The organism is Bacillus sp. 7884-1 (assembly GCF_002272245.1).
In the GTDB taxonomy this organism is placed as follows: Bacteria; Bacillota; Bacilli; order Bacillales; family Cytobacillaceae; genus Neobacillus.
In genome coordinates, this window is sequence record NZ_NPDD01000136.1 from 1 (window position 1) to 13,210 (window position 13,210).

The 13,210-nt window shown below is 36.2% G+C and carries 10 protein-coding genes and 1 pseudogene; 1 reads left to right on the top strand and 10 read right to left on the bottom strand.

Annotated elements, in window-relative coordinates; translation table 11 throughout:
- Nucleotides 1–29 precede the first annotated feature (29 nt).
- The 3 genes from CHI06_RS16415 to phaQ form a co-directional block, all read right to left on the bottom strand.
- Nucleotides 30–1,226, bottom strand: coding sequence for a C40 family peptidase (locus CHI06_RS16415; protein WP_095249708.1), 1,197 nt, complete (start codon nt 1,224–1,226; stop codon nt 30–32).
- Between the two features lie 286 nt (nt 1,227–1,512).
- A complete protein-coding gene (locus CHI06_RS16420) occupies nt 1,513–2,127 on the bottom strand; it encodes a hypothetical protein (RefSeq protein WP_095249709.1) in 615 nt (204 codons plus the stop codon).
- Nucleotides 2,108–2,545 (bottom strand): poly-beta-hydroxybutyrate-responsive repressor, encoded by a 438-nt coding sequence (gene phaQ / locus CHI06_RS16425; protein WP_095249710.1) that lies wholly within the window; start codon nt 2,543–2,545, stop codon nt 2,108–2,110. The genes CHI06_RS16420 and phaQ overlap by 20 nt, the downstream gene beginning before the upstream one ends.
- A gap of 148 nt (nt 2,546–2,693) precedes the next feature.
- Between phaQ and CHI06_RS16430 the strand changes: the two genes are divergently transcribed.
- Nucleotides 2,694–3,476, top strand: coding sequence for an alpha/beta fold hydrolase (locus tag CHI06_RS16430; RefSeq protein ID WP_095249711.1), 783 nt, complete (start codon nt 2,694–2,696; stop codon nt 3,474–3,476).
- Between the two features lie 50 nt (nt 3,477–3,526).
- Here the strand turns inward: CHI06_RS16430 and CHI06_RS16435 are convergent, their stop codons facing one another.
- The 7 genes and pseudogenes from CHI06_RS16435 to CHI06_RS16460 all read right to left on the bottom strand — a co-directional run.
- Complete coding sequence (locus tag CHI06_RS16435; protein ID WP_095249712.1) at nt 3,527–4,237, bottom strand: hypothetical protein; 711 nt, start codon at nt 4,235–4,237, stop codon at nt 3,527–3,529.
- Nucleotides 4,238–4,255: 18 nt separating this feature from the next.
- Entirely contained in the window at nt 4,256–4,990 is a 735-nt protein-coding gene (locus CHI06_RS16440) for a hypothetical protein (protein WP_095249713.1), read from the bottom strand.
- A gap of 116 nt (nt 4,991–5,106) precedes the next feature.
- Nucleotides 5,107–5,265 (bottom strand): annotated as a pseudogene (locus tag CHI06_RS30570) (AMP-binding enzyme); the annotation flags it as partial.
- A 20-nt stretch (nt 5,266–5,285) separates the two neighbouring features.
- Nucleotides 5,286–6,650 carry an AMP-binding protein gene (locus tag CHI06_RS16445; RefSeq protein ID WP_257009339.1) on the bottom strand — a complete coding sequence of 455 codons (1,365 nt, stop codon included), beginning with the start codon at nt 6,648–6,650 and terminating at the stop codon, nt 5,286–5,288.
- A 314-nt stretch (nt 6,651–6,964) separates the two neighbouring features.
- Nucleotides 6,965–9,568 (bottom strand): bifunctional acetaldehyde-CoA/alcohol dehydrogenase, encoded by a 2,604-nt coding sequence (gene adhE, locus CHI06_RS16450; RefSeq protein WP_095249714.1) that lies wholly within the window; start codon nt 9,566–9,568, stop codon nt 6,965–6,967.
- A gap of 243 nt (nt 9,569–9,811) precedes the next feature.
- Nucleotides 9,812–12,574 carry a phosphoenolpyruvate carboxylase gene (gene ppc, locus CHI06_RS16455; RefSeq protein WP_095249715.1) on the bottom strand — a complete coding sequence of 921 codons (2,763 nt, stop codon included), beginning with the start codon at nt 12,572–12,574 and terminating at the stop codon, nt 9,812–9,814.
- 139 nt (nt 12,575–12,713) lie between these two features.
- On the bottom strand, nt 12,714–13,210 hold a 497-nt coding region (locus CHI06_RS16460; protein WP_218833105.1), incomplete at its 5' end, for a CoxG family protein.

A 13,210-nucleotide genomic window follows, 5' to 3' on the forward strand; every position in this document is an offset into this window, starting at 1 on the left:
TAGAAGCGAGGCTAAGCTAGCCTCGCTTCTTATTGTAAAATAATGCGGTTAGCACGCCCATTGAATTTCTCTAGCCAGTAACCCGTTGTCATATCTGCAATGGCAACGCCTGTAGAACTTTGTGATCCCAAGAATTTTCCTGCACCTAAATAAATTCCGACATGACCATCTTTTTTATAGGTATCAAAAAAAACAAGGTCTCCTGGAAGCATTTCCTCTACCTTGACAGGTGTACCAGTATTTTTCAAGACTTCCGTGCTTGCACCGATTTTAATATCTACCTGAGCAAATGCCCAACTGACAAAGGCTGAACAATCAAATCTTCCATTTGTAATATCATATTCATTTCGGCCGCCGCCAAATACATAAACGGAGTTCCCTATATACTTAAGCCCTTCAGAAATAAGACTTTTAACGGTTTCATTTGTTAATAACATTGAATCATTTAGAATTTGGTTTGGATCAATATCGCTTAAATTATACATCGTTGTAAGTGCAGAATCCTGTTGCATTAACCCTGCCTGTTCTGCAAGTGTAATCTGTTCTTTTTTCTTTAATTCTAATCTTAACCATTCATTTTGTTGTTTTTGTTCTAGAATTTGTGTCTGCATTCCTTCTAATTCCACTTTCATGCTTTGAAGCTCAGATAATTTAGCTTGTACTTGATCTTGCTTCTTCTTAATATCCTCTTTATCGATTTCATGCTGCTCAATAAGAGTTTGGTCTGCATCTACAAAAGATGCTACGGCACCAACGCGTCCTACAAAATCCTTAAAACTTGATGCACCTAGTAAAACATCAAGATAATTTACCTTTCCACCCGTTTCCTGAAAAGCTAGAGCTCGCTTTTTTAAGATTTCATTACGTTTTTTTACTTTTTCGTTTAACGATTCAATCTCTGACTCTAGTTTCCCTATTTCCATTTGAGAAGCTTTTATTTTGTTCTCCGTTTCGATAATAATAATATTATTATCTATGATAGCTTGCTCTACCCGGCTGATTTGTTCATTTATTTGTTTAATTTCCTCTTTTACTTGATTAAGCTCTACATTTCCTTTTAAAATTTCTAATTGAATTCTTGAACGCTGTTCGTCTATAGCCTCATGGTTTTTATTTTCCTCTGATTCTACTTGCTGGTTTTCATTTTCCTCGGCTTCTACTTGAAGTAATACAGTTGGACTCCCGAACGTGATTATTGAACAAAAAGCGATAATCTTCTTTTTCAATTCTTCTCCCTGCTTTCCTTCATCGCAAATCGCAACACTGTAAATTTTTTCAGCTATGTAAAATTAGATATTTATCAATTTATCAATTTATCAATTTATCAAAAATAATCCTATATACCCATTTTTATCCTATTCAGCTGCAATTAGAAGTATAGCATGAAATCTTGTCAATTTAATAATAGTAATATTAAATTTATGTTTCAGAAATGACTATATAAAATGTTCAATGATAAACATAAAGAAGCAGACCAATTTGTTTGGTCTGCTATACAATGAGTAAGAATCCTTAATTTGTTTTAAAAAGTTCTTTAACACTATTTTTTCCACGATTTACAATTTCATTATGAGTACTTCTAGCCATTTTTACATACTCATTCGTAACTTGCTGCCAAGCATTTCTGCGTTCACGTGCGTAGTCAATGTTAGCTTCAGTACTCTTTTCGAAATTATCTTCTAACTGGTCAATAATTTGGAATACAGATTTGATTGGGGTGATAGCTAGGTTTTCTAATTGATTAGAAACTTCTTTAAGCTGCTCTTTAAGCTCTACCCTTTCATTCATCATTTCTGCTTCAATTTTCTCTTCGTCTTTGATAAGCTGTTCATTGCGCGCATTCATTTGCTCCATCAATCCAGATACAACTTCTTTGTTTGTTTTTTTAGTTTGATCATAGAGGTTACCAAGTGACTTTCTATATTGCTTGTTAAACTTAATAACTTCTTTTAGAGCTTTCACATAAGCATCTTCACGGCTTTCACGCAATTGTCTTGCCCGTTCAAGTGATTGCTCATACTGATTCCATAGTGTATCCACAAATAAACCTTCATTCTTAGTTTCTTCTGCTGCAGATATCATTTTTTCTTCAACAGCAAGAACACTTTCACTCTTTTTCTGTGCCATCGTCCTTCCTCCTCTTTTTACTGTTTACTTTCTCTATCGAATCCTTCTTTTGAAACGAAGGAATATAGAGTTCAAGGAAACTTGAATACATTGTGAAGAATTGGTCTAGCATCGATTGGTACGACTCTAGTTGATTGGCATAGCCTTTTAAGTATGTAATACCAGCTTTTGTTATGGAATATCTTCTTTTGGCAGGACCACTGCCATTTGTATCCCACTCAGATGATACTAGTTCTTCCTTTTCTAGCTGTCTTAACAGTCTGTAAAGATTACCCTGATCAATCGTTTTAAACCCAAATGTTTGTAATTTCTGGCTTAGCTCATATCCGTGAAGAGACATCCTGCTAAGAAGCAATAGAATAAATGGCAGAACAAAATTTTTCGAAGGATTGACAGATTGATTCTCTTGATTTACCATTCTTTTATCACCTCACCTATATGTATTTTACACCTATGGGTAATATTTTGTCAACTTGACAAATAAATGTTATTGTATGGTGTAACATCACGTTTACAATTTTCGTAAGGTGGGAATAAAGATTATAAAAATTGAAGGTGGTGTCAATTTGAAACAATCGAAGGTAAGTATGTTGGAGATGCCCTATTTACATTTTGGCAAGGGTGAACCGTTAGTTCTGATTCATGGATTAGGTGAAGTGAAGGAAGGGTGGCAATTACAATTTGAACTAGCTGATCAGTACGAGTTAATTATCCCTGACTTACGCGGGCATGGTGAATGTACCAAAACTGAAGGGATATCCATTTCAAATTTCGCTTCGGATGTTATTGCTTTATTAAACGAATTAAAAATTAAAAACGCTAACATTTTAGGCTTGTCAATGGGCGGTGCTGTCGCTCAAGAGATTTATCGTCAAGCCCCCCACCTAGTACGCTCTCTCATGTTGATTAGTACATTCCACTTTTTCCCTAAGAAACTCAGAAAACCGTTATTAAATTTTAAGAAATTAAGATTAGGTTCCGCCGCAACGGATAATGACCTTAAAGAAACAGCTGCACATATGAGCCTTTACTCATGGTCAGAGGAAAATATGAATACCTTTAAGCAATATTTTCAGCCGAAACGTAACATCTTTTTACAATCTCTAAAAGCTTGTTTCCAAGTTGATAATATTTCTTTATTACCGACGATAAAAGTTCCAACTCTTATTATTGGCTGTCAATATGACTCCGTTTTACCTGTTTGGATACAATATTTTATGCACAAACTGATTCCTCATTCGGAATTTATCATCATGCGAAATTCGGGGCATTTAGCAAAATTAGAAGCAACAAACCGGTTTAATCTTCTGCTAAGAAAGTTCTTAAACCGGCAAAAGTCTGCTGCTTGATTTATACGTGGGGAGGATGGGGGTCCTTCCCACGTATAATACGTTTTCAGTTAAACCGTTGTAACTAACTCTTTTTCTTTCGGCGTGCCTATTGGACTTTCTTTACCCACAAGCCCCTTTAATGAAGCTAATTCATTTTTGATTTCGGTTAATTGACCTAATCCAAGTTTTACTTCCTCTAAATCGGTGTGAATAGTTTTTTTCTCATCAAGGTCTTTCATTTTCAAGATTTCCTTCTGTGTTTCTTTTATTTCCTCAAGTTCCTCTCTAACATCACGAAGGTTAACTTGAATAATTTTTATGTCTACTAGATCCTTACGTATTTCCTGAAAGTCATCCTTCATTTTTTTCAATTCAGAAACTTCTTGAATGGTTCTGTGGAATTCTACCTGCATTTGTTTAACCATCTTAACCATTTCTTGAAACAATGCTAGATTTTCTTTATTTATTTCACTAAGACCATCCTGTAATTTCCAAATCTGTTCTTCTAAGATATCGATTTTCCCTTCAGCCTGTATTGAAAGATTGGCAACATTAGCAACATCCTTTTTGGTAGGAATATTCATAATACCAGCCATAAGCTCTTGATTTTTCCTAAAAAGTTCCATGTAACGTGAGTGAACACCTAAGCAGGTATTAGCTAAACGAACAAATTCGTTATTATCTGCAGCCATAAACAATAAACGATTTATCTGTTTTTCCCACATCTCACTAATCTGTTTAATGCCTTCGTACGGATCATACATCTTTTCTATTGCCATCTTTCATCATCCTTATTCTTATGATTTTGTCACTTCTTCAGCTTGTTCCATATATTTATTTAAAGGGAATATGAACGTTTTTAATTGACCGGTCAAAAGGTTTACGAAACCTTTTTGACTCTCATAAATAAGAGAGGCAGCTTGTTTTAAGGTTTTTATATATTGCATTCTTGCATTCTTCCTAAGAGCAATATATTGTTCAACCATTTGAAGATATTGATCCATCATTCGATTATTTACCACCATTTGCAGTGGTGTATTCAAAATTGAAGCTGTTCTACTTTGAATTTGGTCAATCTGCTGATTAATATCTTCATAGGATTTCTTTGGAAAAATATGCTGAAGGACTGTAGTAGACATTAAAAATTCCTCTCTAGCAGTTCTTTCCCAATTTGCAAATTCTTTGTTAAACTGTTCTCTGACAGATTTAATATTCTCCTGATTTCGTTTAATACTTTCAGAAAAGAACATTGCTTCTTTCAAAAACACATCATCACGAAAATCGGCTTTCTTTACCCATTGGTCTAACTCACGAAATGCATGGTTCCAAAGAAGGTCAAGGGATGAAAATTGTTCCTGAACATCTTCCTCCTCGAGCATTGGCTCCTGTTCCTTTGATTCTAGAATAGGTTCAATTACTTCAGTTTCTATGACTTCATTTTCAACTGTAGGTTCATCCACGGAGTTTCGTCTCCTTTTAGTCGTTTTTTGTGTTTCAGCATTCTTTGGTTTGGTTTCTTTTTTTTCGGGCATTTATTTCTCCCCCTTTTATTGAATATTTAGGTATTTGGGCGTTGTGTCTTAGAAGGTTTTCTTAATGTGTTCTGCGAAGATGTGTCTAATATAATGGGTTGTGATACTTAAAGTTCTTAAGAATGGATTTTTTCATTTTCTTCCTGACGAAGCATTCTCCTTAACAGCTTTCCTACAGATGATTTAGGCAGTTCTGCAAGAAATTCAATTTCTTTTGGTACTTTATAAGGAGCTAGATTTTGCTTTAGATATTCTATCAATTGCTCTGGTGTAACACTTACACCTGCTTTTACTTTTACATATGCCTTGACTGTTTCTCCTCGATAGGAGTCAGATTTCCAACTACAATTGCTTCTTCAACTGCAGCATGCTGGTAGATTATTTCCTCAATCTCACGAGGGTATACATTGTATCCGCTTGCAATAATCATGTCCTTTTTGCGATCTAATATATAGAAATAGCCATCTTCATCTATTTTTGCGATATCACCTGTAAAGAGCCAGCCATCTTTCATTACTAATTGAGTGTCACTAGGACGTTTCCAATAACCCTTCATTACTTGTGGGCCGCGTAGAATTAATTCACCCGCTTCACCGACCGGTACATTTACATATCCCTCTTCAGTTTCCTTAACAATACGTGCTTCTGTCCCTGGTATAGGAATTCCAACACTTCCTAGTTTACGTGGGAGAAATGGCGGTGTAGAAATAGCTGAAGGAGCTGTTTCTGAAAGTCCATAGCCATCTGCCAGTCTTATCCCTACACGTTTTTCAAAGGATTTCACTTGTTCTACAGGGAGTGGTGCACCTCCGCTGCTAAAGTAGAATATGTCCTTAATTGCACTTTCTTCCAATTGCGGATGGCTGTTTAAAGCAAATATCATCGTTGGAACTGCAGTCACCTGGAATGGTTTCTCTCTATTAATTATTTCAATTAATTCATTCACATCGAAACGGGGAAGAATTAATTGGTTACAACCAATCCGGATTGCTGAAAGTGCATTGCATGATAATCCATACACGTGAAACATAGGGATGACGCTGATGATTTTAAAATTTTCTGGTTTCTCATCAACGGCATTATAGGTAAAATCACATACTTGAATAATATTAGCAAGAAGATTCTGATGGGTGAGCATTACCCCTTTGGAAACCCCCGTTGTTCCACCTGTATATTGTAGAATAGCCACATCTTCTTCTATGTTTATTGGGATATCAGGAATCACATTATCATGTGTAAGAAAGTCATCAAAGTAAATATCACCTTCTGCAAGACTAACCCTGCTTCCGCCAAAACCAACTACTATATTTTTTTTCAAAGAAGTTCTTGGCTGAATTTCTTTTACCTTATGATAGAATGCTTCAAATACCACCATATAATTTGCCTCAGAATCGTTAAGGGCATATTCAATTTCTCTTTCGACATACATAGGATTGACTTGAACTGCAATGCCACCCAGGCGGAATACTGCAAATAAGCTGAAAATATAATGAGGGCAGTTAGGCAGCATGATTCCTAATCTATCTCCCTTTTTGAGACCAATGCGGTACAAGGAAGCAGCAAGCCATTCAGATATAGCTCTTGTTTCTTTGTAACTCCAAGACCTTTCATAAAAAGTAAGAGCTGGTTTTTCCCCGTGTATATTGGCTGCCTGCTGCAAAAGATCAAATAATGAATCATAGTCTACTGATACCTCTTTATTAATTCTTGGATCATAAAACTTTAACCATGGTTTTTGCTAATAAACCATATAATCCTCTCCTAATCCAATCAAGTTATTAACCAATTAAATTATTGTTTTAAAAAAGGTTTTTGTAAACGCACCTAAATCGACATTATTCCACATTTTTCAAATGAGGACTGGTATTAACAAATCGCCTATAAAGGTTTTAGCCAAAATACAAAGAGAAGATTGATGGTTTTTGTCGAAAGGTTCACTCTTGTTCACACAACTTTCGAAATTATTACAAATTTTTAGAAGCCTTTATACGCCTGTAGATAGATATTCGCCAGCTCCGTTACAAGAGGTTGTTTTGGATTAGCAATCGTATCTTGGTCATCAAAGGCATGTTCTGCTAAAATATTTATTTTTTCTTCGAATACACTTTTGCTTATACCAGCCTCTTCTATGCTCGTTGGCAATTCCAACTCAACAATAAGCTTCATGATTGCTTGTACTAGACTCTCTACCCCTTCTTCTGTTGTCTTTGCAGGAAGATCAAGCATTTTTGCAATTTCGGCATAGCGTTGATCTGCTATAAAGTGTTCATATTTTGGATATGTCATAAATTTATTCGGCTTTTGTGCATTGAAACGAATTACATGCGGTAGCATGATTGCGTTAGCACGACCATGAGCGATGTTAAATTCGGCACCAAGTGCATGTGCAAGGCTATGGTTAATTCCTAAGAATGAATTTGCAAATGCCATACCGGCTATGGTTGACGCATTGTGCATTTTTTCTCGAGCAAGCTCATCAGTACCATTACTGTAAGCCTTTGGTAAATACTCAAAAACTAATTGAATTGCTTTTAAAGCCAATCCATCTGTAAAATCATTGGCAAGCACGGAAACATATGCCTCAATAGCATGTGTTAAAACATCTATCCCCGTATCTGCCGTAACATTCTTAGGAACGGTCATAACAAACTGTGGATCGATAATAGCCAAATCTGGTGTGAATTGAAAGTCTGCTAACGGATATTTGATATTTGCCTTTTTATCCGAAATAACCGAGAAGGAGGTTACCTCAGAACCTGTTCCAGATGTGGTCGGTATTGCAACAAGAATAGCCTTCCCACGAAGTGTTGGGAATTTTACCACTCTTTTACTAGGATCGAAGAATTTTTGCTTTAAGCTATTAAAATCTGCTTCTGGATGCTCATAGAATAGCCACATTGCTTTTACAGCGTCCATGACAGAGCCGCCTCCAAGAGCGATCAAACAGTCCGGCTGAAATTTTCTCATCCTTTCTGCGCCTCTCTGAACCGCATCAATGTCTGGTTCAGTTTCAATATCATACAACAAATCATATTGGATATCTGCAGGATTCTTTTTCAATTGGTAAAGTACTTTATCTACCGATCCATTTTTCATTTGACTCGAACTTGTTACAATAAATACTTTTGAAATCCCTGGAATGGAAGATAGTACCTGAATGGAGTTTCTTTCAAAAAATATTTGTGATGGAACTTTAAACCATTGTGTCATGTTTCGCCTTTTTGCCACTTTTTTAATGTTAATTAGATTAGCTGCTCCGACATTCTGAGACACCGAGTTCCCTCCATATGTTCCGCACCCAATAGTTAAGGACGGTAAAGATGTGTTATAGATATCACCAATGGCACCATGAGTAGATGGTGTATTAACCATAATTCTTCCAGCCTTCATTCGTAGGGCAAAGGAATCGATGACATTTGGGTCTGCTGTATGAATAGCCGTAGAGTGGCCAAGCCCTCCGTATTCTAATGTTTCTTCAGCGATTAGCAGCCCTTCAGCTAAACTATTTACTTTATAACAGGCAAGAATAGGACTTAATTTTTCACAAGAAAGCGGGAATTTTGGACCTACACCTTTTAATTCTGCAATTAAAATTTTGGTATTTACAGGTACATTCACTCCTGCCATTTTTGCAATCATAAAAGCCGGTAATCCAACAATCATCGGATTTAAAGAGGCATTCTTTTCGTCTATTACTGCCTTTTCAATCATTTGTTTTTCTTCATTATTTAAGAAATAACAATTGTTATCGATCATTTCCTTTTTTACTTCATCATAAATCTCATTGTCGATAATAAGTGCTTGTTCAGAGGCACAAATCATTCCGTTGTCGAAGGTTTTGGATAGAATAATGTCGTTTACTGCTCGTTTAATATTGGCGCTTTTTTCAATATAACAAGGAACATTTCCTGCCCCTACACCAAGTGCTGGTTTCCCTGAACTGTATGCTGCTTTCACCAAATTAGGTCCCCCTGTAGCCAAAATTAGAGAAATTTTTGGATGTTTCATCAAAGTCTGAAAAGCTTCATGAGAGGGAATATCAATCCATTGGATACAATTCTCAGGTGCCCCAGCATTTAATGCCGCTGTCCGAAGAAGTTTTGCAGTTTCAACACAGCATTTTTGTGCATATTTCGGAAAAGCAAAGATAATTGGATTTCTGGTTTTAAGGGATATCAAAGATTTAAATATGACGGTGGATGTTGGATTCGTGATAGGTATGACACCAGCGATGACCCCAACTGGCTCGGCCATCTCTACCATGCCCTCATGCTCATTTTCACTTATGACCCCCACTGTTTTCATATCCCTTATGTTGTTGTAGATAAATTCTATCGCAAACATATTTTTGAAAACCTTATCCTCATATACTCCTCGCCTTGTTTCTTCAACCGCAAGCTTTGCCAGGTCTTTGTGATGATCAAGTGCAGTATAGGCCATTTGCTTAACGATTTCGTCGACCATTTCCTGATTGTAGCAGCGAAATTCAGCAAGCGCCTTTGCACTATTTCTTGCTAAGATATCAATCCCCGCTGCAACATTTTGTTTTTCCTGAACCACTTTTTCTTCAACTGCCATTGCCTATCCCTCCAAATCAATCTTTCAAAGTGGGAATGTTTTTTACTCCATATATTCCCTTTAACCTTTACTGGCTAAAATATATCATGTTGAACAACGCAGGATTTGTCGAATTACGCTAAAAAATGAATGAATACCCATTCATTTTTAAAAAATTCACAAATTGTTCAAAAAACAACTTCATCCTACTCTTATGAATATAAAAACCGCACCCCTTTGTTTGGAGTGCGGCTTGCAATTAAATCAACCAGTATTACGTAATCCAGCAGATATTCCACTTATAGTAAGAAGTACGTCGATGATTAATTCTTCAGAAGGCTCGTCCTGCTTCCTTAATTGTTTAATTAATTCAACCTGTAAGAAGTTTAATGGATCAACATAAGGATTTCGACGATAGACTGAGTCTTTAATGTTTGGTGTGTGATCAAGCAATTCTTTATCTCCTGTTATTTTGAGAAGAATAGCTTTCGTTCTTTCATATTCTTCAAGGATATTCGAAAAAATTCGCTCAGCGATTTTCTGATCCTCCACTAATGATAAATACTCCTTAGCAGTTGTGATATCTGCTTTCATTAGAGCCATTTGGAGATTATCAATCGTTGACCGGAAAAATGGCCATTTTTCATACATATGCTGTAATTGTTGTAAATTTTGTTCATTTTGTGAAGCAAAGCTTTCTAAACCAGTTCCTGCTGCGTACCATGCTGGAAGTAGCTGCCTGCTTTGTGTCCAAGCAAAAACCCATGGAATGGCTCTTAAATCCTCGAATCGACCGCGATTTTTTCTACTCATTGGTCTTGAACCTATATTTAAGTCACCAAGTTCTCTTAATGGGGTTGCTTCATTAAAATAGGTTAAAAAGTCTGAATCTCCAAAAACAAGCGATTGATATTTCTTTAGTGATATGCTTGAAATCTCTTCAATAGCTAACTCCCACGATTCATCCCTCAAGTTTCCATGCTCTGCTTCTTTTGATACATGGGCTGTTGCAAGCATAAGTGTAGAAGTTGCCTGTTCTAAGCTCCGATAAGCGATATCTTCAAGCAAATATCTAGATGAAAGCACTTCACCCTGCTCGGTAATTTTCACTCCATCTCCAATCGTTTCTGCTGGCTGTGAAAGCAGACTTTTGTTTAATGGACCGCCTCCACGTCCTAGAGAACCGCCTCGGCCATGGAAAAACTTCAATCCAATGTGGTACTTGTTTGCCATTTCATGGATTTCAAGCTGAGCTTTATATAGCTTCCAATTCGCTGTTAATGTACCGCCGTCTTTACTGCCGTCTGAATATCCAAGCATAATTTCCTGTTGGTCATTCATTACTTTCAAATGATTACGGTATACAGGCATTTTGAACAGGGTTTCCATAATTTTAGGCCCGGCAGTTAAGTCATCAATCGTTTCAAGTAATGGTGCAACATTTAATTGATTTTCAATCGTCCCATCAGCATGTAATCGATATATCCCAGCTTCTTTTGCCAAAACAAGTACTTCAAGTATGTCACTAGGCGATTTAGTCATACTGACTAGATAAACAGATATTGAACTTACGCCAAATTCTTTTTGAGCATTTCTTATCATTTGAAATACCTGAATCATTTGTTGTGTTTCAGGTGTATAATCCTCATTTAGCAGAAGAAGTGGTCGAGGATCCATTAAAGTATTTTCTAAAATTCTTACCTTTTCGTCTTCAGATAGTTCCGCATAATTATCAGAAATTCGTACTTTACGTAAAATTTCTGTAATGGCTGCCTCATGCTCGCCGCTATGATTGCGAATATCAAGTGTAGCTAGATGGAACCCGAAAAGTTGTACTTGGCGTATCAACTTTTGGATGGTTTTTAACTCATGCGCTGCGGGATGATGTTTATTTAAACTTCTTTTAACTAAAAACAAATCTTCTAATAATTCTTCCGAAGAACGATAACCTAAATCAGATTTACCAACTTGTTTTAAACGTTCAATGATAATAGCAAATTTACGACGATAAACTTCCGTTGTAATTGGCCATTTCTTATCTTCAGTTAAGTACTTGTTTTCTTCTTCCTCTAAGGATTGGATAAGTTCTAAACTGACTTCCACTCTAGTTGTGGAATGACTATAGCGTTTCATTAAATCGATAAGGACATTTTTATATTTTCTTAAGACAAGCTTCCGCTGCTTATGTAACGTCTCCCATGTTACCTCTGGAGTAACGTTTGGATTACCGTCTCTGTCGCCGCCAATCCATGATCCAAATTTAAGAAAATTAGGAACTTCCCAATTTTTAGTAGAAAAGTTTTTCTCTAAACAATCTTCTACCTCCCGATGGATTTCTGGTAGGACTTCAAATAATGTCTGATCAAAATAATACAGTCCATTTCGGACCTCATCTAAAACTGTCGGCTTAGTATGGCGAAGTTCATCTGTCTGCCAGAGAATGGTTACTTCATTAAACAAACTTTCTTCCAACTTGAGACGTTCTCTTGTTGTTAATAATGGTTGATCAAGCTTCTTTAATATAACGGCAATACGTTGTTGAATTTCTAATATGGAACGCTTTGCTGCTTCTGTAGGATGCGCTGTAATAACCAACTCTAGTGACAATTTGTTAAGGACTTCCTGAATCATATTTTCATCAATATTGTTTTCCTTTAAAGAAAGGATCGCACTCTCAATGGAATCGGGTTGAACAATTGAATCGTCTTGCAAATGATATTGTCTTTTTCTACGAATTCGGTGATTTTGTTCCGCTATGTTTATCAAATGAAAATACATCGAAAATGCTCGAATGACTTGTTTTCTCATTGGGCTGCTGAGGTTTGTAATCTCTTGTTTTAATTCAGCATAAATTTCATGATCAAAATGGATTCTTAGTGTTTTACACGTCATTCTTATTTTTTCCACTTTATCTAAAAGTTCAGTTCCACCATGATTGACAAGGATTTCACCAAGTATTTGCCCAAGTAATTTAACATCGCGGCGAAGTGGAAGACTGCTGTCATTCATCTTCAATTCTGTATTCATGCTTTCACCTTCCCTGTACTAGTTAATTGACTAAATTTTTTATTTATTAATATAACATATCTTTTAGTCTCATGTTAGGAATTTTTTAAATAATAAAAAAAACAACCCAAATTCTCTTCGGATTGTTCCATGAAATCTTTTACCTTTTGTTGAATTCTTGAAGTTTTAAAGAGATGGCTGAGGCCACTTCATCCGTTGATATTGGAATAGCATTTTTAAGAAGCGAATTTGCCAATGAACCTAGTGCTCCACTCGCATTAATTTCAAGAAATGCCGTCAACCTTGTTTTATTTTTATTGAGTGCTTGTGCTTCAAAATAACCTTCACCAATATGCTTTTCATTCGTACGCCTTAGTTCAAAGCTTACTCTATGCGGTTCGTTCCACTCTTTAATATCTATAATCAGACTTACCTTTTTTTTCATTATGCCAAGGTCACTTTTAAAATCCCACGTTATTATGTTGTCATTCATTTGTTCATGCTGTATATAACCAGGCACAAGCGGCGCCCAATTATTTGCATCTCTAATGAAGTCCCAAATCACGGTTATGGGGATAGCTAATTCTATTTGTTGTATTTCGCTAGGCATTGGTATCCCTCTTTCATTTAAAATGTAAGGCTGTGTTATATGGCCTG